Genomic DNA, 24,022 nt, shown 5'->3' on the forward strand with positions numbered 1-24,022 from the left:
CTTCACCATAGTGTAAACTTGCATAATTTGTCACGCAAGATTACAAAAAGAGAAAATCATATACCAACTATTTGAAAACCATCATACCCAAGCCAATATTAAATGCAGTTTTGGTAAATTTATTGATTGATAAATCATCATTAGACTTCCTGCAAAACTAGGCTTTCCGTTCGCCCCGAGCTTGTTGAGGGGTGGCGGAAAACCGTTATGGTTCGACAAGCTCACCACGAACGGTTTTCCTTATTTTTGGGTTTTGCAGGAAGTCTATTCAACCAGCTGTATGGAAATTATATTTGATGAAATCTACTAAACACTTATCCGTCTTGGTATTATTTTCATGCTTATGGTCAACACCCCAGTCAAGCATGGCTAAAATTGCCAATTGCCCTGCCATTGATGAAAATAACATCCGTTATAGAAGTCATGGCAATTTTGTGGAAGCGTCTTACTCCACGCACAATCAAACAAACACAATCCACCCAAAGCCAATTGAAAATAAGCAAATACTTTGGCATACTAAGTCATTGGAAAATGACAAAGTGTTAGACCCGCATTTAGAAGCTGATGTTCAGTTTAATATCGCTTGCGTTCAATACACCACTGATAAACATATTATCGCAACTGACAAACGTAACAGACGATTTATTTTGGATAAACAAACAGGCAAACTTTTACAAACACAAATATACGAATTATTATACAATCTAAGGGTTAATGAAATCCCTATTTATCATCAAAACGACATCGCAAAATTAGAGCATTTGGGGGATTATTTATTTGCCCTAAAACGCATTGATTATATCAATCAATCATCATTAGCCATTTATAAAAATGATATGCCTGACAATTATGATGTTGTATTAAATATGCCAAATAACGCTTTTTATTTATTGGCAAAGCAAACACTCAAAGACACCCTAAATCTTTTAAAAGATTTTGAAAAAGACAAAACCATCAACACCGAGCATTGGGTCAAAATGACAGCCGAGCAAATGACCGACTGGCATCACAAAACCTATATCCAACCCAAATTATTACAACGAGCCAACTAATATGTGCCAACTACTTGGAATGAACTGCAACACCCCCACCGACATCGGATTTAGCTTTACAGGCTTTCGCCAGCGTGGGGGCTTGACCGACCACCATGAGGACGGTTTTGGCATTGCGTTTTTTGAAAAAAGCGAATCGGGCAACATCGGGCTTCGCCAATTTCACGACAACAAGCCAAGCTACCTATCGCCCGTGGCGGATTTGATAAACCATTACCCCATAAAAGCCATGAACGTCATCGCCCACATCAGACGGGCGACCACAGGCGAAAAAAGCAACCTATCCAACCTACACCCCTTTGTGCGTGAAGTGTGGGGTGAGCAGTGGGTATTTGCCCACAACGGGCAGATGACAGCGAGCTTTATCAGTCGCACCGAACGCCTACACGCCAACGGCAATGCCGAGCATTATACGCCCGTAGGCACGACCGACAGCGAGCTTGCGTTTTGTTATCTGTTAAACCGTCTAAAAGCCACCTTTAAATCCCGTCCGTCCGATGAGGCGTTATTTGCCTTTTTGACCGCACAATGCCGTTATCTGTCCGCCAATGGACTTTTTAACTGCTTGATTTCTAATGGCAATTGGCAATTTGCCTACGCAGGCAGTCTGCTTTTTTATCTGACTCGCAAAGCCCCTTTTGGCGAGGCTAATTTGTCAGACGGCGAGATGAGCGTCAATTTTGGCGATTTGACTACCGCCAAAGACAAAGTTACCGTCATCGTTACCATACCGCTCACCAACAACGAAAAATGGCAACAGATTGCCGTGGACGAATGTGTGGTATTTAGGGACGGCGACGTGGTGTTTAAGAATACACCCAGCAAAAAAACCTATCTGTCTATCGAAGACGGCATTGCCTTGGCAAGAAGTGTGGGGGCGAGTGTTTAGTTTTGGTATTTTAGATGGCATTAAAAAAACCAATCCCAAAAATCAGGCATTTTATCCATAAATCCTCAATTGATGGATGAAATTTTATCAAAAGTGTGTTAAAGTACACCTATCTTGTAACTGATTATCAAATGATAATCAAAAGAGCTGTGATGATTGATAAAATCAATAATCAGCGACCAAGTCCACGATTTAAAAGGTGATGAACATGGCTTTTACCAATAAAGATTTACGCAAGGCAGGTCTAAAAGTAACCTTGCCCCGCATGAAGATTTTAGAGCTATTAGAGAACGCAGAACACCACCACATGAGTGCCGAAGACGTGTATAAGGCACTTGCCGAGCAAGGTGAAGATGTTGGTTTGGCGACGGTGTACCGTGTGCTGACTCAGTTTGAGCAGGCAGGCATCATTGAACGTCATAATTTTGAAAATAACCTATCGGTGTTTGAGATTGCCCAAGAAGAACACCACGACCATTTGGTGTGTGATGTTTGTGGTAAGATTGAAGAGTTTCATAATGCCATCATCGAAGATGAGCAAGAGAAAATCGCCGAGAAGTATAATTTCAAGCTGTCAGGGCATTCGCTGGTCTTGCATGGCGTGTGCGACAACGAAGAGTGTCAAAAGACCCTTGACCCTGCCAATAAAAGCTAAATCAAGCGTTATAAAAAGACTGGTCATTGCCAGTCTTTTTTGTGGGTGTGTCAATTATAATCGCCCATATCAATAGAGAGTTTGGCAGACTCTTCTTCGACCACAGCATTTTTGCTTTCGAGTTTGATTTGTAGACGTAGGTCGTTCGGGCTATCTGCATGCTTGATGGCATCTTGATAGGTGATTTGTCCTGATTCATACAAGTCGAACAACGCTTGGTCAAAGGTCTGCATGCCGATGTCACGAGAGCGTTTCATCACAGGTTTAATCTCGTGAATCTCGCCCTTGCGAATGTAGTCAGCGATGAGCTGTGTACCCAATAAAATCTCAATGGCGGCACGGCGACCTTTGCCATCAGGGGTTGGGATAAGCTGTTGGGCGATGATGGCACGCAAGTTGAGTGACAAGTCCATGAATAACTGTCCGTGTCTGTCCGCTTCAAAGAAGTGAATGATACGGTCGATGGCTTGGTTGGCGTTGTTGGCGTGGAGCGTGGCAAACACCAAGTGACCCGTCTCAGCGTACTGGATGGCATAGCTCATGACTTCACGGTTACGAATCTCACCGATAAGGATGACATCAGGGGCTTGACGTAGAGTGTTTTTTAGACCTTCTTCAAACGAGAGCGTGTCAATACCCACCTCACGCTGAGTAACGATACAGCCTTTGTGCTGATGAACGTATTCAATCGGGTCTTCGATAGTAATGATATGACCACGAGAGTTCTCGTTACGATGGCCAATCATGGCAGCCAGCGTGGTGGATTTACCCGTACCTGTCGCACCCACAAGTAGGATAATGCCACGCTTTTTCATGGCAAGCTCTTTTAGGATGGGCGGTAGATTCAAATCTTCAGTGGTGGGGATTTGTGTCTCAATCTTACGCAGTACCATCGCTGCCTTGTTACGCTGAATCATCGCCGACACACGAAAACGAGCCGCTTCGGCTTTGTCAGAGATGGCAAATTGGCACTCGTTGGTCTCATGGAACTCTTTTTTCTGAGCTTCGGTCATGATGCTGGTTACCAGTGCCATGGTCTGCTCGGCGGTCAGTGGCGTTCTGGTCATGGGCAAAATGGTGCCATTGACTTTGAGTGATGGGGGAACGCCTTCGGTGATAAAAAGGTCAGAGCCGTTTTTGGCAATCATCACTTGTAGTAGTTTATCAAAATCCATGTTGCTTCCTTATAAGAACGCTTCTGGCTGTTTGGCATAGACACGTGCCGTCTCTTTAGTGATGGTGCGAGATGAGACCAAGTTCTTTAAGGTCTGGTCAAGGGTAATCATGCCTTCGCCTGCCCCTGTTTGGATGGCAGAGTACATTTGGGCGATTTTGTTTTCACGGATAAGGTTGCGAATGGCAGGCGTGCCAAGCATGATTTCATGAGCTGCCACACGACCGCCCCCGACTTTTTTGAGTAGGGCTTGCGAGATAACCGCTTGCAGGGACTCGGATAACATCGCACGAATCATGTCTTTTTCGGCGGCAGGGAATACGTCAATCACGCGGTCAATGGTCTTGGCAGCGGAGTTGGTGTGTAGTGTCCCAAACACCAAGTGTCCTGTCTCGGCAGCGGTTAGGGCAAGACGGATGGTCTCTAAGTCACGCATCTCACCGACCAAAATAATGTCAGGGTCTTCACGCAGTGCCGAACGCAAGGCAGCATCAAAGCCTAGGGTGTCACGGTGTACTTCACGTTGGTTGACGAGCGATTTTTTGGACTCGTGGACAAACTCGATGGGGTCTTCGATGGTTAGGATATGCTCTTTACGGGTCTCATTAATGTAGTTAATCATCGCAGCGAGCGTGGTCGATTTGCCCGAGCCTGTCGGACCTGTAACCAGTACCACACCACGTTTAAAGTCGGAGACCTTTTTAAAGACAGGACCCATGCCCAAATCTTCCATGGTCAGAACCTTGGATGGAATGGTACGAAATACCGCACCAGCACCACGGTTTTGGTTAAAGGCGTTCACACGAAAACGAGCCAGACCTGGGATCTCAAACGAGAAGTCAGTTTCTAAAAACTCTTCGTAGTCGGCACGTTGTTTGTCATTCATGATGTCATAAATGAGCTTATGCACAGTAGAGTGATCCATCTCGGGGGTGTTGATACGCACCACTTCACCGTCCACACGAATCATGGGCGGTAGCCCTGCCGATAAATGCAAGTCGGACGCTTTATTTTTTACCACAAAACGCAGTAGGTCTTCAATACTAGGAGCTGACATGGGGTTGCCTTAAAATGAATAAACCAGATAAATTATGGGCTTATTATACAATATTTTGCGTTGCCATTAAAGCACGTCCCGTCAGATATTACAATCCATTTTATGCCAAAGTTTATGCCATTTGTGGGGATTTTCTGCTAAAATACAAAGATTTAAGGAAAAACCATGACACAAGCTCCCCATCATTCATCGTCCAACGCACTCATCGAACGGCATACGGCAGTCAAAGAACGCTTAGACGCCATCAATGACACCTATCAGGCCAACCCCAAAGCGGTACTACTTGCCGTCTCAAAAACCAAGCCATCATCAGACATTGCCACGCTGTATCAGGCAGGACAAAGCCAATTTGGTGAAAATTACTTACAAGAAGCCTTGATAAAAATGAGCGAACTGGCACATCTGCCGATAACATGGCACTACATCGGGCATATTCAGCGGAACAAGACCCGTGACATCGCCATGCATTTTGACTGGGTGCAGACGGTGGAGCGAGCCATCATCGCCGAACGGCTAAACGACCAACGCCCAGATGACCGCCCACCCCTAAACGTGCTTATCCAAATCAACATCGACGATGAAGCGAGTAAATCAGGCTGTCGCATTGATGAGTTGGATGGGTTGGTACAAACCGTGATGAGCCTGCCAAAGCTAACCTTGCGTGGGCTGATGATTATCCCAAGCAAAGACGGTACGGACGCATTTGTCCGTACCAAAGCGATATTCGATGACATCAAAGGGCGTTTTGATTTGCCCGACTTTGATACGCTATCCATGGGCATGAGTGGCGACATGGAGCAGGCAGTTGCCCACGGCTCAACCATGGTGCGAGTGGGGACGGCGATATTTGGCGAGCGGGATTATGGTTGATTTAAAAAGTCTTTAAAAGATTTTTAAATTTATAAAAAATAAAATGGCGTTTTAACACGCCATTTTTTAATATCACTTTATAAGGATTTTACAACACCGAACGGGCGTCTTTGGTGATTTTCTCAATCAGGGCTTTGGCACGTTCGCTGTCTAGCAGTTGATTTCTGCGGTCGTTTTTTAGGATTTGGCATTGGTCGTACAGCTCCAAGCAAGTCAGTACCAACAGCTCTTCGTTACTGGGGTTTTTTCCTTTGACGGCACGGCGAAGCTCACGGATTTTGTCATTGATGTATGCTCCTGCTTGCTCCAACTGCGCCACTTCATCGACAGGGCAGGTAATGCGGTGCGATGACCCTGCAATGCTCAAATCAACCGCCTTAAAGCTCGGCTTGTCCGCCTTATCGGCAGGTTTGGTCGGGGCTTTGGGTGTGGTGTTGCCAATATTGTCAAGCGTGCTGTCGCTTGCTTTTAGAGCAGGCGTGGGCGTGGTAGATTTGGCAAGGGCTGGATTTTCTGTGTTTTGGTTTTGGTTTGGATTTTGGTTTGAACTTTGGCTTGAATTTAGGTTTTGTTGTGTTTTTTGCTCGGCGGTCTTGCTCGGCTCGCTTGGGGCAGATGTCTCATGCGATGGGCTGACTTTGATGTTATTTTTGGCACCGAATTTGATGGCAGAATGAATGTTCATGAGTGTGTCCTTGTTGATTTTTATTGGTGATTTTGGTTATCAATTTTGCTAAGCCATGTTTGGATGACTTCGGCACGGCTGATGGCAAGGGCGTTTTTCTCGGCAAGCTCGCTGTTTTGTTTGGCTAGACGTTCGTTGTCTTGACTTAGCTCATCTAGGCGTTTGTCCAGCTCATCTTGGGCGGACAGTAACTCTTTGATACGGGCGTGCAAGGCGTTATTTTCATCTTTGCTTTGGCTGATTTCAAGCTGTAACTGGCTGATTTGACGGGGGCTGTCATCATGTGCCAATTTGTGTTTGAGATTGGCAAGTTCGGTGGCGGTGATGTTATAGCGTGCTTTTAGCTCGGCGATGGTCTGCTCTAAGAGTTGTAATTGGGTTAGCATGGGTGTTCCTAGGATAATGGGCGATAAGCGATTGTTAGCGATGATTGGTATGTTATTGTAGCATGAGATTTTAAAAACACAAAACGCCCTTGACTTTTGCCAAAATGACGGCATTTATAGGGCAATTTAACCAACAGCGAGAGCCTTATGAGTGACGATTTATCAGGATTTAATGACTGGACAGAAGCATTTAGCACATGGACAGATGTCTCTATCAGCGAGCTACATGGTCTCATGAGTGCTTTGATGACCGCCTGTCATCCCACGGACGTGGCAGGATGGTCGGCGATATTGACCGAGCTTAGCTTTGCCCTGCCCGATGAGCGGGCGTTGGAGCTGTTGGCGGAGTATGGCGAAGACGTGAGTTTTGCCCTAAAAGACAAAGATGATGCCTATGGCTATGAGCCACTGGTGCCTGATGATGAGCATGAGCTGTCTGAGCGGTTTTTGGCACTAAAAGACTGGGCAGGGGGCTTTATCACAGGACTTGGCGTGGCAGAAGTGGCTCTGACGGCGGATGAGCGTGAGCAGGTGGCTGACCTTGCCAAAATCGCCAGTATCCGCCCTGATGAAGAAGATGAGTTTGATGGCGATGAAGAAGAGTATTTGTACTTATTTGAATTTGCCCGTATGGTGCCAGTGAGCCTATCTAACCGCAAACGCAAAAACGTGACGGATTTGTCCATCATCAAAGGTTTATCCCCCGACCGTCTTACCGCCAGCGAAATCCAAAAAGAACACGAAGCCCAAAAGAAGCTGCCCCCTGTGTTTAATGCGATGGATAAAAAGCAATGATATTTCTCTTAAATTTTTAACGCAACAATCATTCAAGGCGAGTTTGCTAAAAAATAACAGTTTTGTATTGTTTTGTGATAATTTAGCATGATAAAAAGATTGGCTTTGCAAAAATTTGATAAATACTTTTAGAAGGGTAGTAATACCCTTTTTTATTGTCTTAATAATTATCATATAAATAATTCATCATAAAAATATCTTATCAAAAAATAAAAATTTAAATAAAAAAATTTTTATTAAAAATAAATTACTTATTTATAAAAATTTAATTCTACTTTTAAAATAAAATATTATAACATATCAATTAATTCGCCAATCAATGCCAATCATTTTTTATTGGGATTAATTTGGAAATTTGTCATTAAAATTTTATTAGCAATGGGCGTTATTTTCTGTTATATTAAATAAAAGCCCACTCATTTGTTCATCAGGAGTATATCATGACCACCATGAAAGCAATGACCTACTATGGCGAAAACGACATTCGTTTTGAAGACCGTCCAAAGCCTACCATCATTGACCCAACCGACGCCATCATCAAAATGACCAAAACCACCATCTGTGGTACTGACCTTGGCATTTGGAAAGGCAAAAACCCAGAGATTGAAGCGGTCGCCCGTGAAAAAACAGGCGAGTGGAACGGGCGAATCCTAGGACACGAAGGCATTGGTATCGTTGAAGAAGTCGGTTCTGCCGTCAAAAACTTCAAAAAAGGCGACCGTGTCATTGTATCGTGCATTAGCCGTTGCGGTTCGTGCGAAAACTGCCAAAAACAGCTGTACTCTCATTGCCAACAAAATGGCGGTTGGATTATGGGTTATATGATTGACGGCACGCAAGCTGAATATGTGCGTACCCCATTTGCCGACAACTCGCTATACATTTTGCCCGACAACCTAAACACCGATGTGGCGGTGTTTTTGTCGGACGCTCTGCCCACAGGTCACGAAATCGGCGTACAATACGGCGATGTCAAACCTGGGGACACCGTTGCCATCGTGGGGGCGGGTCCTGTGGGTATGGGCTGTCTTTTGACAGGTCAGCTGTACTCGCCATCTACCATCATCGTCATTGATATGGACGAAAACCGCCTAGCCATGGCAAAAGAAATGGGTGCGACCCACACCGTAAACCCTGACAAAGAAGACGCAGTTGCCAAAGTGTTAGAAATTACTGGTGGTCGTGGCGTGGACTGTGCGATGGAAGCCGTTGGTTATCCAGCAACTTGGGACATTTGCCAAAAAATCGTCAAAGAAGGCGGTAACATCGCCAACGTGGGCGTACACGGTCAGCCTGTGAACTTTGAGCTGAACAAACTGTGGATTAAAAACCTAAAAATCACCACAGGGCTAGTCAACGCCAACACCACAGGTATGTTGATTAAGGCGTGCGAATGCAACAAATTGCCGATGGAAAAACTGGCAACGCACCACTTTAAGTTTAGCGACATCGAAAAAGCCTACGATGTTTTCAAACACGCCAGTGAGACTAAGGCAATGAAAGTGATTATTGAATATTGATTGGTATCTTGCATCAAAAAACCACAAGCTTTAAAGCTTGTGGTTTTTTGATGGATGGGTTAAGACTTTGTTGATGTTAGCCTGCAAGTTGGGCTTTTGTGCCAAACCCAACGGTTGAGATTTTTACATCCAAAATAGCATAAAACGAGTGCCAGCAACCAGCTTACTGACCCTTTTGACTGATTTGTACTTGGCGAATAAATACAACCGCTTAGGCGATAACACCCCAGACTTTGCAGATATTCATCGTCATTTATGACAAGCCCACGCTGTTTGAGTAAATGTTATTTAAGTAAAGCGTGTCGATCCATATTTTGGGTTTTGCTGACATTACACTCGTCTCCAATGAAAACTCGCCAACCGTTTCATCAAATCAGGATTTTTGACCATAATGTCATCGCCCGTCCGCCCTTGTTCGCGGTTATAATAAATCACATTTAGGCGTAGTAGCCAAAAAATCGTGGCAGAGTAGGCAAGCATGACAGGCAGGGCAGTTTTTTCGTTGTCCATCAAGGGGCGAACGCTTTCATAGCCGTCTATAAAGGCACTCATTTTGTCGGTGTTAAAATTCACGCTCTCGCCGTCTGTCGCATTGCCCCAAGTGGTACAAAAATCGTTAATGGTAATGGCAATGTCCATCAAATAATGCTCCACCGACACTTCGGTAAAGTCAAGAAGTCCCGTAAGTGTAGCCGTATCGCCTGCAAAATCCCACAAGGTATTGTCAGTAAACATATCCAAATGGCACAAACCCTTAGGCAAATCATCGGGCAGATTGGCGTAGGCTGTCCAGATGTCGTTCATCAGGCGAGCTTCATCGGTCGGCATATAGGCGGTTTCACGCTCTTTGACCCTTGTCCAGTTGTACAGTGGCACGCCATAGTTTTCGGCAGGCTCTAAGGTTTGTAGGGTATTGTGCAAGGTGGCAAGTGCCTTGCCCATCTCAAAGCACATTGGCTCATCGGTGGTTTTTGGGTGTGAACCTGAGAGTTTTGGCACAACTAGGATTGCTTTGTTTTCGTATCGCATGACGCAGTCGGTGCCGATGTCATCGCCTTTGGCGGTGAGCTTGACAAGCGGTGGGGCGATTGGTAATTTGTCTTTTAGGGCGTGCATGACGGTTGCCATTTTGATAATATCAGCAGGCACACGCTCCTCAAATAGCGTGAACACATAGCTAAACTCATCGCCCACGTCGCTGTCGGTTTGGATAAACCAGTTGGAATTTTTGATGCCTTGGGTAATCGGAATGGCTTTTTTAAATTTTACGCCAAACAAACCACAAAACGCAAAAAATTCATCATCAGATAGGTGGGTATAGACGGACATGGGTTGGCCTTTTTTGTTGAATAAAAAGCTTTATTTTAAAACTTTTTGCAAAAATTTACGACTACTTTTTGACTTTTTAAGCATTGGACTTATTGTAAACTTAAAATTAAAGAAAACCGTTCATGGTGAGCTGTGCCTGCCTATAATGGTTTTCCGACCCGCAAGCATGGCTCGGGACGAAAACAAAGCCTAGTATCGCAAGAAGTTATTATTGATTTCATAAAAGCCAGTCTCAACTTCACCAAATTAATCTTACAAATTTAGTATGAATTTGATGGGCGAATTTTGATATAATAACAAGTTTAACAAATTTAGCCAAAACGAGCCAAGCCATGACAATTAAACAGCCAAGCCAAAAACAAGCCGAACTTCTTTGCCCTGCTGGCACTTTTAAAAATATGCAATACGCTTTTGCCTATGGAGCGGACGCTGTGTATGCAGGGCAAGCCCGTTATTCTTTGCGAGTGCGTAATAATGATTTTGATGAAGAAAATCTTGCCAAGGGCATTGCCTACGCCCATTCGCTTGGCAAACAATTTTATGTGGTGGTCAATATCCAAGCCCACAACGCCAAATTAAAAACCTTTATTGAAGACATTCGCCCCGTCATTGAGATGAAACCTGACGCTCTCATCATGTCGGACGCTGGCATGATTATGATGGTCAGGGAGCATTTTCCGCACCAAGTCATTCATTTGTCGGTGCAAGCCAATGCGGTGAACTGGGCAACGGTAAAATTTTGGAAACAAATGGGCGTGTCTCGTGTCATTGTCAGCCGTGAATTATCCTTAAAAGAAATTGAGCAAATCATCGCCGAAGTGCCTGATATGGAAATTGAAGTCTTTGTCCATGGGGCGCTCTGTATGGCGTATTCGGGGCGGTGCTTGCTATCGGGTTATATTAACAAACGTGATGCTAACCAAGGCACTTGCACCAATGCTTGCCGTTGGTCGTACAACACTTATAAGGCGGTGGAAAACGAAACAGGCGATATCATCCCTGCCAGTCCAGAAGTGTTTGTCCCCAGTCAAGGCGAGATCAAAAACGTCAATCTAAATGGCGATGTCGTCATGGGTGATGATTATGTAGAAAAGCCGTCCGATGAAGTAGTGTTGTTAGAAGAGCAAGGTCGCAAAGGCGAGCTTATGGCGATGTACGAAGACGAGCACGGCACTTATATTATGAATTCCAAAGATTTGCGTGCAGTGGAGTTAGTGCCTGATTTGGTAAACATGGGCGTGCATTCATTAAAAATTGAAGGGCGTACCAAATCGCATTATTATGTGGCACGCACCGCCCAAGTGTATCGCCGTGCCATTGATGATGCGGTCGCAGGAAAGCCATTTGACACAAGCTTGATTACCGCTTTGGACGGTCTTGCCAATCGTGGCTATACCGAAGGGTTTTTAAGACGGCACATTCATTCGGATTATCAAAATTATGAATACGGCTCATCAAAAACCGACCATCAGCAATTTGTGGCGGAAGTTTTGGACATTAATGATGACAAATTAACTTTGACCGTCAAAAATAAATTAAGCAAAGGCGATGAAATTGAAATTATGACCCCGCAAGGCAATTTGATTTATACCCTTGATAAACTTTGGGACAAAAAAGGCAATGAAATAGAATCAGCACTCGGCTCTGGTTGGATTTGCCAAATTAACAATCCCTTTAAAGAAATGGACAAAGAAGTGTTAAAATTTGCCCTTGTAATGAAAAAGGTAGATGAACCGATTTTTACTTAAAAAAATCCATAAGGAGTTTAAATGAATTTAAATCCTAATATTAACATCAGTGCAGGGCGGTTATATACCGCTTTGCAGGACAATAGTGTTTTTATTAAAAAACAAAATAGCGATGATGTTGCCAAAGTTACGCTAGAATTGGATTATTCTACTTTTGTTCAGCTACAAGAATTATTGTCTGATTTATCGCCAAAAAAACCAACAAAACCAAAAACTTTATATGATGCGTGTATGGAATATAAGGCGATTGGCGATATGGATTTTGACATTCCTGAATTTAAAGATTTGCCACCAGATTTTAGCGAATTGGAAACTTTATTTGATGATTGAGAAAGTACAATGATTTTACTTGACACCAATGTGATTTCTGAAATCAGAAAAATAGAACAAAATAAAGCCAACGCTAATGTAGTCGCTTGGGCAAACACTTTGGATTTTTCAAAAGTGTATTTAAGTGCGATTGTGATTCGAGAATTAAAACTTGGGGTTTTACTAAAACGCCATAATCACGATTTTGTGCAAGCAGATGTTTTGGAAGATTGGCTAAACAACTGGGTTTTGGTAAAATTTGCCAATAGAATTTTGCCAGTTGATGAACAAGTGGCTCAAATTTACGCCAGTTTAAATGTCCCAAATCCAAAAGCTTTAAATGACGCTTATATCGCTTCAACCGCCATCGCCCATAATTTAACCATTGCCACTCGCAATGTTAAAGATTTTGACGGTATGCCTGTTAAGTTAATCAATCCTTTTGAATTTCTAGCATAACCACTTAGGAGACCTTATGAACATCAAATACCCTGCTTTGATACTGTGTGCCATTCTAGCCCAAAGTCCTTTGACCGCTACCGCCTTTACTCACACACCTACCCACAGCACCACATCGGGACTCACCTATCGCATTATCCAAGATGGTCATGGCAAAAAACCCGCCTTGCACGATGAGGTAGAAATTCTTTTTACTTCCTATAATGCCAAAGGCGAGGTATTGGAGGGTACGTTAAACGGTGTGCCTGTGATTTTGCCTGTCAGCGAAATGTTCACAGGATTAAAAGAAAGCCTGCTTTTAATGCCTGTGGGTGCAACTTATGAATTTGACATTCCCACTCATTTAGGCTACCAAGAAGAAGGCAAAAGCGGTAGGCAAGCCGCCAAATACCGCATTGAGCTTTTGCGTATCAATCCTTAATTTTAGTACATAAACATTATGTGCGATAATGCCTATTATTTTTTAAAAGGAGCAGCTATGACCACTCAAACCCGCATTAACGAAATCCAAGCCATTTATAAAGAATGGCTTGCCGTCCACGAACGCCTAGAAATCGCCAAACAAGACTTAGCAAAAAGTGCCGAGCTGATGGGCAAATTGGAGCATTTTTATTTTGATGGCGAGTACCGTGAGATTTTTGAGCAGATTGAAGATGGCTTGGCAGTGGATTTGACCACCGATGGCGAGTACAGCGTGATGAGCGAAGATGCTATTTGGAATGCGGTACACGACCACGACAGCACGCTGTGGGATTTTATGCGGTTTTGCGTCAAGCGCTTGGACAAAGCTGGCGAATAATGGCACTTAAAATCACCACCGACTGCATCAACTGCGACATTTGCGAGCCAGAATGCCCCAACGAAGCCATTTTTTATGACCAAAAAGGGCAAAAAACCTACGTCATCAACCCCGACCTATGCACCGAGTGCATGGGCTTTTATGATGAGCCAACTTGCGATAAAGTTTGCCCGATTGACTGTATTATCAAGGACGATGAACGACCCGAAAATCCTGACGATTTGATGGCAAAATATAAACGGATTTGGGGGAGGTGACCCCCATTTTACCTTTACCGTTTTAGCTCTCCATGCCCTTTTTGGCGTCCTTAACCGCTTTTTTGCCCCGACCATACCAATGCCAGCCTTTTTTGGCAAGTCTGACCGCTTTGGTGATGTTACTCTCGGTAAAGCTCGCCTCCCCCATTGGCACGACCACACTATTGCCATGCTCATCCACCACTGTTTTGGCATCAGCATTAAAGCCGTCTGTGTCGCTGTTGTGGTCGGCATTTTGGGCAGTCATCCGCACCACAGACTCTTTGGCTCGTAGCGGGGCGGTCTTAAACAGCTCTGCCAAACTCATGTTCAGCTCATCTTTGGCAATGCCCTCAATCCGCTCCAAGTTACGATACAGTTCCACGCACCATGGGTCATATTCCGCTTTATTTAAGGCACTCATCTCATCTTTGATGGGCAAAGGATAAGGCATGATTTTATAAAACTGCCACAAGCTCACGGTGTTCAAGTCCGTGCGTAGGGTATATTCATCATTTTCGGTGCGAGTGATGAGTTCGTTGGTCGCCAACTCATCGATGTACAGATTCCATTTTGGCGTCTCTTTACGTCCCAGCACTCCCCGCAGTTCAGCTTCGCTTGCTGTCTCGCCCACTTGATATTTTTTATAAATCAAATTAAGCATGTCAAGCAGGCTAAGCAGTGGATGACGTACCGCCACTTCTTTGCTGTCAAAGATGGTAAGCGTGTAGCTCATCTCCACCCCGAGCAATATCAAGTTCCACGACAGATACAGCCACATCAAAAACACAGGAATGGCAGCGAACGCCCCATAGATGGCCTCATAGCTGGTGAAGTTGGTCATGACCGTCCCAAAGACCGTCTTTAAGGTCTCAAAGAGTATCGCCACGACCACGCCTGCAATGGCGGCATTTTTTAGGGGAACTTTAACCTTGGGGATGAACCAGTACATGGCGATAAAGCCACCAACCGTGAACAAGAACGAGATGATTTTTGCCCATATCTCCCAATCAATGCCATAGCCTGCCACTTGCTGATTTAAAAACGATAGCCCCGAGATGGTACTGGACGCACCAAATGCCACGCCCAAAATGATGGGGGCGACCGTAATCATCGTCCAATAACGGACAATGCTTGCCATGCCCCCTGTGCGTTCTGAGACTCGCCAAATTTGGTTAAACGCCGTCTCAATGGTGATGAGCGTCATGATGGTCGTCACAAAAACACCCGCCACCCCGACAATCCCTAGATTGCTGGATTTTTCGGCAAAGTTGTCCATGTGCTGAGAAATCGCCGCCCCCGATGACGGCATAAGATTGCTATAAATGGCTTGCTGTACCTGCCCACGCACTTCCTCTAAGGCAGGCACACTTGAAAAAACCACGAGTATCACCGTCAGAATCGGCACAAGCGACAACAGCGTGGTATAAGTCAAGCTGGCAGCTTTTTGGGTGCAGTTATCATCCAAAAAGTGACGCACCAGCAGGCGAATATACATAAACCAAGAATGATGGGCAAAGGGCAGTTTGTTAAGAAGTTGAATCATGAGCTTTGGGGTGGTTTTTCGGTATAAATCAATATTAAAATTTAACGTAGTTTAACAAATATTACCACAAAATTGCTTTATGTTTGTGTAATTTTTTTAAAAAAACATCAATGATAACTTTGGCTAAATTTTGGGTATAATAGGATAATTTATCACGCCATCATTATCATGACAAAGCCCACATCAGACAAAGCACCCAAGCCCATTACTCCCATACAGTCCACCCTTCGCCGAGCGTGGGTGGTGTGGCTGTTGTATTGCCTTATCATTTATCCTGTGCTTGCCAGCCTAGCGTTTGGCAGTACAGGTCGGCCAATCTGGGCATGAATGGGGGCGTGGGGACTGGCATGGTGTTTGGCGTAATATGGCAATTTGCCAAACTCATCCCCGCCCTACTGCTCACCCCCGCCATCAAGCGGGCGGACGCCCCTTATGGGCTGATTGTGGCAAGTTTGGTCATGCTTATTTATTTGGGCTTTGTAGGTGTGTATTGGTTTATTCATGTCTTTGAGCATTCGCCCATGTATATCAGTGTGGGGTTTGGCTTTGAGACGTTATTACTGCTTATCATCAATGTTTTATTGTTTATCCTGTTAAGACGCCTACCGCCCATGCACAAAAATAAAATAAGAAAATAGTTAAAAATAGTTGAAAATAATCAGGCAAAATCATGATAACTTATAAAAAATACCTACCCCTACTCATCGGCTTATCACTTATCCCAACCGCCTTTGCCCATGACACACTGCCCGAGAGCATCACTCGCACATCGCTCATCTATGACAGGCACGCCGAGCAGTTGGGGTATCATGGCACCAGCATGGGGCAGTTTGGCACTTCAAGGCATGACAGACCACGCTCACAGCCCCTAGCTCCGAACATCGTTACTGGCACTCGCTTTAACGAGCAGTACATCAATCGCCAAATCGCCCTGTGGTCATTACGCCAAATCAATAGCTCCATGCCACTCATTGACGACCCATGGACAAATCAAGTCATCAATGACATGGCTGCCCAAATGAACGCCATAGTTCGCACCCAGTCGCTCATCGCCACGCCCATCATCAATGACAGCAGTATCAACGCCTTTGCCGTACCGGGGGGCGTCATCGGCATGAACACAGGCACGATACTATCGGCAGGCGAGCTTGATGAAGTGGCAAGCGTCATCGCTCACGAAATCGCCCATTTATCCCAACGCCACTACGAACACAGCCAAGACAACAGCAAAAAACTCATCGCCCTACAAATCGGCGGACTGCTGGCAGCCCTAGTGGCAAGCTCGGTCAGTGGCGACGTGGCGGCAGCTGCCATGATAGGTTCACAGACCGCCACCGCAGAGACGGCAGCCAGTCACAGCCGTGAGCATGAGCGAGAAGCGGACAGAATGGGTCAGCAGATTTTGGTGCAGGCAGGCTATGACGCTGCCGCCATGCCCCGCTTTTTTGAACGCCTATATAAACAGCTCTCTCTAACCACCTCCAAAAACGCCTTTGTGCCGAGCTTTATCCAGTCGCACCCCTTTACCGCCGAGCGTCTGAGCGAATCGATGAGTCGTGCCAAAGACTATCCTGTGCCAAGCATGGTCGCCCGTGAACAGCAAGCCCGTCTCTTTGACAAGCTGACATGGCGACTTCGCTATCTGACCAAACAGTCAGGTCTGGATGAGCTGACCATTCACGCCAAACGCAGTGACGGGGCAAGGCTTGCTCTTATCATGTATCTGGCGGACAACGCACGCACTGATGAAGCCCTACGCCTATTTACCAACGCTTCTTTTGACCCATCCGACCCACTTGTCTGCCTAACCCACGCCCATGTACTCACCAAGATGAACGACCACGCCCAAGCCGTGTCGGTGCTGTCATCTTGCCAAGCGATATACCCCGAACGCCGAGATTTGCGTTTGCATTTGGCGGACGCATATGTCAGTACAGGCGAGACTGCCAAAGCATTGGCACTGCTAAACCCCTTGACCGAGCGTACACCCCACGATAGGCAGGCGTGGCAAAGGGTACAGCACGCCTACGAAAAATCACGCATGGACAAAAACATCGCCACCATACACGCCCTACACGCCAGCTCTCAGGTAGAGCTGTTGGGTGGCAAATATGACGGAGCATTACAATCCAACGCCCAAGCCACCAAAGTCGCCAAAGCCCACCACCCAAACCTACTACCCATGTTGGAGCAAAGCAAGGTGATGGTGGTGCAGGCTAAGGACTATAAGCCGTGATTTGTGTTGTAATTTGGGTTATGATTGGTGTTTTTAAAAATAAGGACTGATAAAAGAGTATGATTTATTAAAGGTGATAAAAAAGCATTGCCAATATAGCAATGCTTTTTGATAGATAAATTAACCTTATAAATACGCCTTAATTTTTTCCACAAGCTCATCCACTTGCTCTTTGGTGGTGTCAAAACTCATCATCAGACGTATCTCCCCCGTTTCATCATTCCAATCATAAAAATGAAAGTCATCGTGTAATTTTGTAACCACATCGGGCGGCAATATGGCAAACACAGCATTGCTCTGGACTTTTTGGGTGATGACAACGCCGTCTAAGTCTTTGATTTGGCTGTATAAATAGCTTGCCATATCGTTACTATGTTTGGCAAGCGACAGCCACAGCTCTTGTTTAAACCACGCCACAAATTGAGCTGAGATGAACCGCATTTTTGATGCCAGTTGCATGCTGGATTTGCGTAAGTGCAAAATATCCTTGTCCAGTTTGGGATTTAAAAACACCAAACATTCGCCCATCATCATGCCATTTTTGGTACCACCAAGCGACAGTACATCAGCAAACTGGGCAATGTCCACCAAACGACAACCCAAGTGGGCAGCCGCATTGGACAGCCTTGCCCCGTCAATGTAGAGATACAGCCCAAACTCATCACAAGCTTGACGGATATTGGCAAGCTCATCAAGACTATAACAAGTACCAAGCTCAGTGGTTTGACTAATATAGACCGCACGAGCCTGTGGGTGGTGCTCGGATGGGCGAATAAAGTGGCGGATTTTTTGGGGATCTAGCTTGCCATCATCACTATCAATCACCAACAGCTTAATCCCTGCAACATACTGCGGAGCGATACTTTCATCATTGTTGATGTGGGCGTGATTGGTGCAGATAACCGCACCAAATCGTGGTAATATCGCCGACAACCCCAAAACATTTGCCCCTGTGCCGTTAAAAACAGGATAACCAACTGCCTGCTCGCCAAAGGTTTGTTTGATATGCTCCGCCAGAGCTTGGCTGTGGCTATCGTAAACGTATGCCTTGTCATGTCCGTTATTGGCACTGATAAGTGCATCCATGATGGCAGGATGTACGCCTGAATAGTTGTCAGAGGCAAAAGCAAAATTATGTTGGGCATTCGTACTCATGCGGTCAATGCCTTTTTGACAAGTCCTGAGATGATAGCAGGGTCGGCTTGCCCTACGGTCTTGTCTTTGACAGTGTTCATCACACGCCCCATGTCTTTTATGCCAGACGCACCAAGCTCGCTGATGGTCTCATTGATGATGGCGATAAGCTTGTCATCGGACAACTGCTCGGGCAAAAAGGCAGAGATGACGTCAATCTCAAACTGCTCTTTTTGTGCCAAATCATCACGCCCATTGGCGGTATAAATACCCAAAGACTCTTGGCGTTGTTTGATTTGTTTTTGTAAAATCGCCAGTACATCTTTGTCGTCAAGCTCTGTTTGTCCGTCAATCTCTACTTGTTTGATGACGGCTTGCACGTTCCGCAAAACCTTGACTTGCTCCATGTTTTTGGCTTTCATGGCGGTTTTGATGGTGTCGGTTAGGGTTACTTTTAGGGTCATGAGTGTCTCCTGTTAAATGGTGTATTTTAGCAAATTTGGGTTAGATTTGCGATAAAATTAATCATGATTTGGCAACTTGCAAAACAAATATTCATATTGTATAATCAAAAACCCCCAAAATTTATCATATCATTTAGGAGAAAATGATGGGTATGCTGTCAAAAATCTATGATAAAAGTTTATGTAAAGTTCGTACGGTTACCGCTTTTATTTGTTTGTCTGATGATAAAAATGATTGGGAAAATATTTTAAATGTCGCCAAACTCAATTGCCAAAAAGTCGCCAATCAATTAATGGAGCATGGCTATATTGTACAATCCCTTCGTTTGGTTACAAACCCATTTGGTGAATACATCAATACGGATAATTTTGATTTTGCCAAACAAGATTTGTCTGATTTGACAAATATTTTAAATAAACTCAATCAAGACAATCCTTTACGCCTAAGATTTGCCATTGGTGAGGCTAAAACCGCCAAAGAAATCGCTTTATTACCAGAGCTGATTAAAGATTATGGCGATTTATGCAATGCTTGTGTGAATATTGATGTTGATGAGCATGGGTTTTTGGACAATGAAAAAATCATGAACAGCGTTCACGCCATTAACCACATCGCCAACATTACCCCAAATGGACAAGGTAACTTTAATTTTACCGTCAATTTTAATTGCAATTCTTTCATTCCTTATTTTCCTGCCAGTTATCATCGTAACGAATTAGGCAATGTGTTAGTAGTGGGACTTGAAACGCCTGATTTATTGGTTTCTGCCTTAAATGACATTCAACACGAAAAATCACAATTAAGCCACGCTGATTTTATGCAATTGGCATATCAAACCATGCACCAAGCCCTAAGTCAGCATATTTTACCAATCAACAACATTGTCAATAACACCACATTAACAGATAATAGACTTCCTGCAAAACCCAAAAATAAGGAAAACCGTTCGTGGTGAGCTTGTCGAACCATAACGGTTTTCCGCCACCCCTCAACAAGCTCGGGGCGAACGGAAAGCCTAGTTTTGCAGGAAGTCTAATTATCGTTTTATTGGCATTGACACTTCTGCTGCCCCATCAAAAAATTGCTCATCAATGACAAAACTTTATGAATTATTGGGCGTGCCATTTTTTGGGGCATCTGGTACGGTTGAGATTTCAGCATTATTAACTAAAGTATTTAAAAGTATTGCGGTTACACAGGTGGGATTTAGCGGACTTATGCTTGCTGTTACTGAGGATACAGGATTGGCGATTGGCACACAAAGGAGTGATTTTGATATTCATGGATTGCTGACATTTAGTAGTGTTTGTGGTATTGGACTTGATACTGTGCCAATTGAAGGTAACACGCCATTTGATAAAATCGTACATATCATGCGTGATACAGGCACAATGGCATATCGTCTCAATAAACCTTTGACGGTGCGTTTATTTCCCGTGCCCAATCTCACACAAGGACAAATGACAACATTTGATAGTGATGATTTGTGCAATTGTGCGGTGATGGCATTGCCTTAATCTAAAACCCAATAAACATCACTTTTATTGGGTTTTATTTTGTCTTAATTATTTTTGTGTTAATATGAGTAATCTGTTATAAATCTCACTTTTTTTAATACCCAATACATCCGCCACAATTGCACTTGCTTTTTTTGGTGGTAATTCTTTGGCAATGGCAAGTAGCCATTCATCATAATCCGCTTTTTGTTCTTTTTGGGTATTACCTGCCACAACCAGCACAATCTCGCCACGTTGTTGGTTGGGGTCATTCTTTACAAATTCTAATAAATCAGCCAGCGGTAATTTTTTTATTGTCTCAAAGGTTTTACTAATCTCACGGCACAACGTGGCTTCTCGCTCACCGCCAAACACGTCCGCCATATCGGATAGGCAGTCTGTAATGCGGTGCGGTGCTTCATAAAAAATCAGCGTCTCAGTATGAGCTTGATACGCCTTTAAAGTCTCTATCCGCCCATGTTGTTTGGCGGGCAAAAACCCCACAAAACTAAACTTATCAGACGGCAAACCCGCCACAGACAACGCCCCGATGACCGCACACGCCCCGACAATCGGCACAACGGTGATGCTCTCATCATGGCACGCCTTCACCAGTCGATAACCAGGGTCAGAGATAAGCGGTGTGCCAGCGTCCGAAATCAGAGCAACTGATTGACCGCCTTGTAATCGCTCGATAAGCCGTGCCGTCTGTGTGTCGGCATTATGCTCATGATAGGCGGTGGTGGGCGTGGATATGTTAAAAAAACTTAATAATTTACCACTGGTGCGAGTGTCTTCGCACGCGATTACGTCCACAGATTTTAGGGTGTCAATCGCCCTTGCCGTCATGTCGTTTAGATTGCCAATGGGGGTGGCAACGATATATAAAATGCCTGTCATTTTTGCCTTTTTAATTTAAATAATGAGTGTTAATTTTATTTGGGCGAATGTGATTTTCCCCTACAATAATTCACAAATTTTTAATTATCATTATTTCATTCTGTATTATCCGATGTATCATTTTCTAAATCCATATTATCCACACCTGAATTCTCTAAATTTAAAGTTTTACCCAAATGTAACCAATTTCCCAATACACCCGCCAATTCATCTAGCCCTTCTTTATTTAATGCCGAAAACAGCTGAACGGAAAATGGCAAGTCTAAGGCTTGCAGTTGTTTTTTGGTTTGCAAAAGAGCAGTTTTTTGAGCCCCATGTTTTAATTTATCCGCTTTGGTGAGTAACACATGAACGGGCAAGTCGCCGTCCTTTGCCCAATGGAGCATTTGCTCATCAAAATACTTCAACGGGTGGCGAATGTCGGTGAGCAAAATTAGCCCCGTCAGACTTTCACGATGAACAAGGTAATTTTCAAGCTCTTTTTGCCATTTGATTTTCATCGCTTCTGGCACTTGGGCATAGCCATAGCCGGGCAAATCCACGATACGACTATGTTCTGAGCCGACATTAAAAAAGTTAATCATCTGCGTCCGCCCTGGGGTTTTGGACGAGCGGGCGAGCTGTTTTTGGTGGGTGATGGTGTTGATGGCGGACGACTTACCTGCGTTTGACCGCCCTGCAAATGCCACTTCAAAGCCTGTATCAGGCGGGCAGAGTTTTAGGGTGGGGGCGGAGAGTGAAAAGGCGGTTTGGCGGATGATTTTTTGGTAGTCGGTGGTGGTCATGATGTCAAATATAACTGCTAATAATGATAAAATAGTGTATCATGAAAGCCATAAAATAGCGATAAAAAACCCAAAGGGTAAATAAGTCGCATTCGGCATAGTTACCAAATATCCCTTGCAACTTGGCAAAAAACTTGCATAATAAAAGCATAAAGAGAAACAACCATTCTCACATTTATCCCAAATTACCCTTAGTGGGAGTTATTATGTCAAAATTATTACAAATCGCCATTGCCAGTCTTGCCCTAGTCACCACAGGTGTAAGCCATGCCGATGTCGCCACCACTTACCAAAAAACCTGTGCCACCTGCCACGATAGCGGTGCCTTAAACGCCCCCAAAAAAGGCGACAAAGCCACATGGGATAGGCTAAAAGCCCAAAAAGGCATGGAAACCTTGGTCAAAAACACCAAAAAAGGCATGCCCCAAATGCCTGCCAAGGGCTTGTGCCAAACATGTAGCGATGATGAGTTTCGGGCATTGATTGACTACATGGCAAAATAAAAAACTGGGGCATATTCACCCAAAACAACAACATCATCTTTGGGTACATGCCCCATTTTTATGGCTTTTGTCAATCATGAGTTAATGATGATGGCTTGATTTGATAATTTTTTGTTAAAATCTCATCTTTTTGCAAAAAAATGTTGCCAAAACCACAATTTTTGTAGGAAAATTTAGCGAAGTCTTGCTATAATAAGCAAGATTTACCCATTTGACTTTTAAAAGCCAAATAAAAAGATACAAAACCCAAGACACGGGGATTACCCCGAAGTTAGTAGGAAATTGTTATGAAAGCCATGAATTTGTCAGCCAAAGCCATGCTAGCCAAAATGTTGCTCGTCACAGGCTTTGGTTTTGTCGCCTTGACCGCCACTGCCGCTCCAACTGTTCCTGCCTTTGACATCGAAGCAGGTAAAGCCATCGTAGATGCCAACTGTGCCGCTTGCCACGGTGCCAATGGTGTCTCGGTCGCCCCAGCTCAGCCAAATTTGGGCGGTCAAAACATCAAATACCTATACAAGCAACTGGTCGATTTTAAAACAGGTGCTAGAAAAAATGGCATCATGCAGGCACAACTTGCAGGACTTACCCAGCAAGATCTTGCTAACGTGGCAGGCTACTACGCCAGTCAAGCCCCGTGGCTACCAGGTTATGGCAACAAAGCCACGAACGCCGCCGCCCAAAAACTCTACCTAGGTGGTGACAAGAGTCGTGGTATCATCCCTTGTGCAGGGTGCCATGACCCCAAAGGGGCAGGCAATAACTGGGCGGCGTTCCCACGCATTGGCGGTCAGCATGCTACCTATATCTCAACTCAGCTAAAACTGTTCCGTGCCGCAGGTCGTGAAGATGAAGGTCTCATGGCAGAACAGGTTCGTACCAACGACTCTGCCAAAAAAGACGAAAAAGGCATGATGCAAATCGTGGCAGCCAAACTGTCTGATAAAGACATCAAGATGCTTTCTGAATTTATCAGTGCCGTTCACTGATTTGT

At 44.5% G+C, this 24,022-nt stretch carries 28 protein-coding genes and 1 pseudogene; 19 read left to right on the plus strand and 10 right to left on the minus strand.

The genetic code is table 11. The features are described from left to right. Positions 1-365: 365 nt before the first annotated feature. The 3 genes from K941_RS0106505 (at position 366) to fur (ending at position 2,596) form a co-directional block, all read left to right on the plus strand. Positions 366-1,052 (plus strand): hypothetical protein, encoded by a 687-nt coding sequence (locus tag K941_RS0106505; RefSeq protein WP_029102982.1) that lies wholly within the window; start codon positions 366-368, stop codon positions 1,050-1,052. Position 1,053: 1 nt separating this feature from the next. Next, positions 1,054-1,941: a class II glutamine amidotransferase gene (locus K941_RS0106510; RefSeq protein ID WP_029102983.1), complete on the plus strand. Its 888-nt coding sequence runs from the start codon at positions 1,054-1,056 to the stop codon at positions 1,939-1,941. A 208-nt stretch (positions 1,942-2,149) separates the two neighbouring features. Next, entirely contained in the window at positions 2,150-2,596 is a 447-nt protein-coding gene (fur, locus tag K941_RS0106515) for a ferric iron uptake transcriptional regulator (RefSeq protein ID WP_029102984.1), read from the plus strand. A 50-nt stretch (positions 2,597-2,646) separates the two neighbouring features. Here the strand turns inward: fur and K941_RS0106520 are convergent, their stop codons facing one another. Both K941_RS0106520 and K941_RS0106525 read right to left on the minus strand, forming a co-directional pair. Next, the gene (locus K941_RS0106520; protein WP_029102985.1) at positions 2,647-3,771 is read right to left on the minus strand and encodes a PilT/PilU family type 4a pilus ATPase; all 1,125 of its coding nucleotides are present in this window, start codon (positions 3,769-3,771) and stop codon (positions 2,647-2,649) included. Positions 3,772-3,780: 9 nt separating this feature from the next. Then, positions 3,781-4,827 carry a type IV pilus twitching motility protein PilT gene (locus tag K941_RS0106525; protein ID WP_029102986.1) on the minus strand — a complete coding sequence of 349 codons (1,047 nt, stop codon included), beginning with the start codon at positions 4,825-4,827 and terminating at the stop codon, positions 3,781-3,783. A 165-nt stretch (positions 4,828-4,992) separates the two neighbouring features. Between K941_RS0106525 and K941_RS0106530 the strand changes: the two genes are divergently transcribed. Further along, the gene (locus K941_RS0106530; protein WP_029102987.1) at positions 4,993-5,697 is read left to right on the plus strand and encodes a YggS family pyridoxal phosphate-dependent enzyme; all 705 of its coding nucleotides are present in this window, start codon (positions 4,993-4,995) and stop codon (positions 5,695-5,697) included. A gap of 88 nt (positions 5,698-5,785) precedes the next feature. Here the strand turns inward: K941_RS0106530 and K941_RS16800 are convergent, their stop codons facing one another. Both K941_RS16800 and K941_RS0106540 read right to left on the minus strand, forming a co-directional pair. Next, positions 5,786-6,382 carry a cell division protein ZapA gene (locus K941_RS16800; protein WP_084137694.1) on the minus strand — a complete coding sequence of 199 codons (597 nt, stop codon included), beginning with the start codon at positions 6,380-6,382 and terminating at the stop codon, positions 5,786-5,788. A 20-nt stretch (positions 6,383-6,402) separates the two neighbouring features. After that, positions 6,403-6,768 (minus strand): hypothetical protein, encoded by a 366-nt coding sequence (locus K941_RS0106540; RefSeq protein ID WP_029102988.1) that lies wholly within the window; start codon positions 6,766-6,768, stop codon positions 6,403-6,405. A gap of 147 nt (positions 6,769-6,915) precedes the next feature. Here K941_RS0106540 and K941_RS0106545 point away from each other — a divergent pair, with 147 nt between their 5' ends. Both K941_RS0106545 and K941_RS0106550 read left to right on the plus strand, forming a co-directional pair. Beyond that, positions 6,916-7,563: a UPF0149 family protein gene (locus tag K941_RS0106545; RefSeq protein WP_029102989.1), complete on the plus strand. Its 648-nt coding sequence runs from the start codon at positions 6,916-6,918 to the stop codon at positions 7,561-7,563. Between the two features lie 440 nt (positions 7,564-8,003). Continuing rightward, positions 8,004-9,083 (plus strand): zinc-dependent alcohol dehydrogenase family protein, encoded by a 1,080-nt coding sequence (locus K941_RS0106550; RefSeq protein WP_029102990.1) that lies wholly within the window; start codon positions 8,004-8,006, stop codon positions 9,081-9,083. A 330-nt stretch (positions 9,084-9,413) separates the two neighbouring features. Here the strand turns inward: K941_RS0106550 and K941_RS0106555 are convergent, their stop codons facing one another. Further along, positions 9,414-10,412 carry a homoserine kinase gene (locus K941_RS0106555; RefSeq protein ID WP_029102991.1) on the minus strand — a complete coding sequence of 333 codons (999 nt, stop codon included), beginning with the start codon at positions 10,410-10,412 and terminating at the stop codon, positions 9,414-9,416. 332 nt (positions 10,413-10,744) lie between these two features. On the opposite strand from K941_RS0106555, the gene trhP reads away from it, so the two are divergent. Genes trhP through K941_RS0106590 form a run of 6 tightly spaced genes read left to right on the plus strand, consistent with a single transcriptional unit; the run spans position 10,745 to position 13,984 of the window. Beyond that, positions 10,745-12,160: a prephenate-dependent tRNA uridine(34) hydroxylase TrhP gene (trhP, locus tag K941_RS0106565; RefSeq protein WP_029102993.1), complete on the plus strand. Its 1,416-nt coding sequence runs from the start codon at positions 10,745-10,747 to the stop codon at positions 12,158-12,160. A gap of 21 nt (positions 12,161-12,181) precedes the next feature. Continuing rightward, positions 12,182-12,490 (plus strand): hypothetical protein, encoded by a 309-nt coding sequence (locus tag K941_RS0106570; RefSeq protein WP_029102994.1) that lies wholly within the window; start codon positions 12,182-12,184, stop codon positions 12,488-12,490. A gap of 9 nt (positions 12,491-12,499) precedes the next feature. Then, on the plus strand, positions 12,500-12,928 hold the full coding sequence (locus K941_RS0106575) for a type II toxin-antitoxin system VapC family toxin (RefSeq protein ID WP_029102995.1): 429 nt from the start codon (positions 12,500-12,502) through the stop codon (positions 12,926-12,928). 16 nt (positions 12,929-12,944) lie between these two features. Further along, the gene (locus tag K941_RS16365; RefSeq protein WP_019519409.1) at positions 12,945-13,349 is read left to right on the plus strand and encodes an FKBP-type peptidyl-prolyl cis-trans isomerase; all 405 of its coding nucleotides are present in this window, start codon (positions 12,945-12,947) and stop codon (positions 13,347-13,349) included. Positions 13,350-13,406: 57 nt separating this feature from the next. Beyond that, positions 13,407-13,727 (plus strand): DUF4298 domain-containing protein, encoded by a 321-nt coding sequence (locus tag K941_RS0106585; RefSeq protein ID WP_029102996.1) that lies wholly within the window; start codon positions 13,407-13,409, stop codon positions 13,725-13,727. Continuing rightward, a complete protein-coding gene (locus K941_RS0106590) occupies positions 13,727-13,984 on the plus strand; it encodes a YfhL family 4Fe-4S dicluster ferredoxin (RefSeq protein WP_029102997.1) in 258 nt (85 codons plus the stop codon). Before K941_RS0106585 ends, K941_RS0106590 begins: the two co-directional genes overlap by 1 nt. Positions 13,985-14,006: 22 nt before the next feature. Here the strand turns inward: K941_RS0106590 and K941_RS0106595 are convergent, their stop codons facing one another. After that, positions 14,007-15,509 carry a YihY family inner membrane protein gene (locus K941_RS0106595; protein WP_029102998.1) on the minus strand — a complete coding sequence of 501 codons (1,503 nt, stop codon included), beginning with the start codon at positions 15,507-15,509 and terminating at the stop codon, positions 14,007-14,009. A gap of 168 nt (positions 15,510-15,677) precedes the next feature. Here K941_RS0106595 and K941_RS17075 point away from each other — a divergent pair, with 168 nt between their 5' ends. From K941_RS17075 to K941_RS14970, 3 genes are read left to right on the plus strand one after another with little or no spacing between them, the layout of a single operon-like run. Next, entirely contained in the window at positions 15,678-15,836 is a 159-nt protein-coding gene (locus K941_RS17075; RefSeq protein ID WP_156892307.1) for a hypothetical protein, read from the plus strand. Continuing rightward, positions 15,833-16,147 (plus strand): hypothetical protein, encoded by a 315-nt coding sequence (locus K941_RS0106605; protein ID WP_029102999.1) that lies wholly within the window; start codon positions 15,833-15,835, stop codon positions 16,145-16,147. Before K941_RS17075 ends, K941_RS0106605 begins: the two co-directional genes overlap by 4 nt. Before the next feature lie 32 nt (positions 16,148-16,179). Continuing rightward, positions 16,180-17,745 (plus strand): M48 family metalloprotease, encoded by a 1,566-nt coding sequence (locus K941_RS14970; RefSeq protein ID WP_051225929.1) that lies wholly within the window; start codon positions 16,180-16,182, stop codon positions 17,743-17,745. Between the two features lie 126 nt (positions 17,746-17,871). On the opposite strand, the gene K941_RS0106615 is transcribed toward K941_RS14970, so the two are convergent. Together K941_RS0106615 and K941_RS0106620 are read right to left on the minus strand one after the other, a co-directional pair. Further along, positions 17,872-18,900 carry a threonine aldolase family protein gene (locus K941_RS0106615; RefSeq protein ID WP_036387729.1) on the minus strand — a complete coding sequence of 343 codons (1,029 nt, stop codon included), beginning with the start codon at positions 18,898-18,900 and terminating at the stop codon, positions 17,872-17,874. Beyond that, complete coding sequence (locus K941_RS0106620; protein ID WP_029103001.1) at positions 18,897-19,343, minus strand: GatB/YqeY domain-containing protein; 447 nt, start codon at positions 19,341-19,343, stop codon at positions 18,897-18,899. Before K941_RS0106620 ends, K941_RS0106615 begins: the two co-directional genes overlap by 4 nt. Before the next feature lie 152 nt (positions 19,344-19,495). Between K941_RS0106620 and K941_RS17965 the strand changes: the two genes are divergently transcribed. After that, positions 19,496-20,299 carry a DUF711 family protein gene (locus tag K941_RS17965; protein ID WP_167539589.1) on the plus strand — a complete coding sequence of 268 codons (804 nt, stop codon included), beginning with the start codon at positions 19,496-19,498 and terminating at the stop codon, positions 20,297-20,299. 82 nt (positions 20,300-20,381) lie between these two features. Then, a pseudogene (locus tag K941_RS17970) lies at positions 20,382-20,861 on the plus strand (DUF711 family protein); the annotation flags it as partial. Positions 20,862-20,909: 48 nt separating this feature from the next. Here the strand turns inward: K941_RS17970 and rsmI are convergent. Together rsmI and yihA are read right to left on the minus strand one after the other, a co-directional pair. Next, entirely contained in the window at positions 20,910-21,740 is an 831-nt protein-coding gene (gene rsmI / locus K941_RS0106630; RefSeq protein ID WP_029103002.1) for a 16S rRNA (cytidine(1402)-2'-O)-methyltransferase, read from the minus strand. Between the two features lie 95 nt (positions 21,741-21,835). Further along, positions 21,836-22,525 carry a ribosome biogenesis GTP-binding protein YihA/YsxC gene (yihA, locus tag K941_RS14985; protein ID WP_084137698.1) on the minus strand — a complete coding sequence of 230 codons (690 nt, stop codon included), beginning with the start codon at positions 22,523-22,525 and terminating at the stop codon, positions 21,836-21,838. A 206-nt stretch (positions 22,526-22,731) separates the two neighbouring features. On the opposite strand from yihA, the gene K941_RS0106645 reads away from it, so the two are divergent. Further along, positions 22,732-23,028 (plus strand): c-type cytochrome, encoded by a 297-nt coding sequence (locus tag K941_RS0106645; RefSeq protein ID WP_029103003.1) that lies wholly within the window; start codon positions 22,732-22,734, stop codon positions 23,026-23,028. A 296-nt stretch (positions 23,029-23,324) separates the two neighbouring features. Beyond that, on the plus strand, positions 23,325-24,017 hold the full coding sequence (locus K941_RS0106650; RefSeq protein WP_029103004.1) for a c-type cytochrome: 693 nt from the start codon (positions 23,325-23,327) through the stop codon (positions 24,015-24,017). Positions 24,018-24,022: the final 5 nt, after the last annotated feature.

The organism is Moraxella caprae DSM 19149 (assembly GCF_000426885.1).
In the GTDB taxonomy this organism is placed as follows: domain Bacteria; phylum Pseudomonadota; class Gammaproteobacteria; order Pseudomonadales; family Moraxellaceae; genus Moraxella; species Moraxella caprae.

Bases quoted from the DNA above. Each gene is read 5' to 3' on its own strand.
- K941_RS0106505 (WP_029102982.1), top strand. From the start codon at position 366: ATGGCTAAAATTGCCAATTGCCCTGCCATTGATGAAAATAACATCCGT.
- K941_RS0106510 (WP_029102983.1), top strand. From the start codon at position 1,054: ATGTGCCAACTACTTGGAATGAACTGCAACACCCCCACCGACATCGGA.
- fur (WP_029102984.1), top strand. From the start codon at position 2,150: ATGGCTTTTACCAATAAAGATTTACGCAAGGCAGGTCTAAAAGTAACC.
- K941_RS0106520 (WP_029102985.1), bottom strand. From the start codon at position 3,771: ATGGATTTTGATAAACTACTACAAGTGATGATTGCCAAAAACGGCTCT.
- K941_RS0106525 (WP_029102986.1), bottom strand. From the start codon at position 4,827: ATGTCAGCTCCTAGTATTGAAGACCTACTGCGTTTTGTGGTAAAAAAT.
- K941_RS0106530 (WP_029102987.1), top strand. From the start codon at position 4,993: ATGACACAAGCTCCCCATCATTCATCGTCCAACGCACTCATCGAACGG.
- K941_RS16800 (WP_084137694.1), bottom strand. From the start codon at position 6,382: ATGAACATTCATTCTGCCATCAAATTCGGTGCCAAAAATAACATCAAA.
- K941_RS0106540 (WP_029102988.1), bottom strand. From the start codon at position 6,768: ATGCTAACCCAATTACAACTCTTAGAGCAGACCATCGCCGAGCTAAAA.
- K941_RS0106545 (WP_029102989.1), top strand. From the start codon at position 6,916: ATGAGTGACGATTTATCAGGATTTAATGACTGGACAGAAGCATTTAGC.
- K941_RS0106550 (WP_029102990.1), top strand. From the start codon at position 8,004: ATGACCACCATGAAAGCAATGACCTACTATGGCGAAAACGACATTCGT.
- K941_RS0106555 (WP_029102991.1), bottom strand. From the start codon at position 10,412: ATGTCCGTCTATACCCACCTATCTGATGATGAATTTTTTGCGTTTTGT.
- trhP (WP_029102993.1), top strand. From the start codon at position 10,745: ATGACAATTAAACAGCCAAGCCAAAAACAAGCCGAACTTCTTTGCCCT.
- K941_RS0106570 (WP_029102994.1), top strand. From the start codon at position 12,182: ATGAATTTAAATCCTAATATTAACATCAGTGCAGGGCGGTTATATACC.
- K941_RS0106575 (WP_029102995.1), top strand. From the start codon at position 12,500: ATGATTTTACTTGACACCAATGTGATTTCTGAAATCAGAAAAATAGAA.
- K941_RS16365 (WP_019519409.1), top strand. From the start codon at position 12,945: ATGAACATCAAATACCCTGCTTTGATACTGTGTGCCATTCTAGCCCAA.
- K941_RS0106585 (WP_029102996.1), top strand. From the start codon at position 13,407: ATGACCACTCAAACCCGCATTAACGAAATCCAAGCCATTTATAAAGAA.
- K941_RS0106590 (WP_029102997.1), top strand. From the start codon at position 13,727: ATGGCACTTAAAATCACCACCGACTGCATCAACTGCGACATTTGCGAG.
- K941_RS0106595 (WP_029102998.1), bottom strand. From the start codon at position 15,509: ATGATTCAACTTCTTAACAAACTGCCCTTTGCCCATCATTCTTGGTTT.
- K941_RS17075 (WP_156892307.1), top strand. From the start codon at position 15,678: ATGACAAAGCCCACATCAGACAAAGCACCCAAGCCCATTACTCCCATA.
- K941_RS0106605 (WP_029102999.1), top strand. From the start codon at position 15,833: ATGAATGGGGGCGTGGGGACTGGCATGGTGTTTGGCGTAATATGGCAA.
- K941_RS14970 (WP_051225929.1), top strand. From the start codon at position 16,180: ATGATAACTTATAAAAAATACCTACCCCTACTCATCGGCTTATCACTT.
- K941_RS0106615 (WP_036387729.1), bottom strand. From the start codon at position 18,900: ATGAGTACGAATGCCCAACATAATTTTGCTTTTGCCTCTGACAACTAT.
- K941_RS0106620 (WP_029103001.1), bottom strand. From the start codon at position 19,343: ATGACCCTAAAAGTAACCCTAACCGACACCATCAAAACCGCCATGAAA.
- K941_RS17965 (WP_167539589.1), top strand. From the start codon at position 19,496: ATGCTGTCAAAAATCTATGATAAAAGTTTATGTAAAGTTCGTACGGTT.
- rsmI (WP_029103002.1), bottom strand. From the start codon at position 21,740: ATGACAGGCATTTTATATATCGTTGCCACCCCCATTGGCAATCTAAAC.
- yihA (WP_084137698.1), bottom strand. From the start codon at position 22,525: ATGACCACCACCGACTACCAAAAAATCATCCGCCAAACCGCCTTTTCA.
- K941_RS0106645 (WP_029103003.1), top strand. From the start codon at position 22,732: ATGTCAAAATTATTACAAATCGCCATTGCCAGTCTTGCCCTAGTCACC.
- K941_RS0106650 (WP_029103004.1), top strand. From the start codon at position 23,325: ATGAATTTGTCAGCCAAAGCCATGCTAGCCAAAATGTTGCTCGTCACA.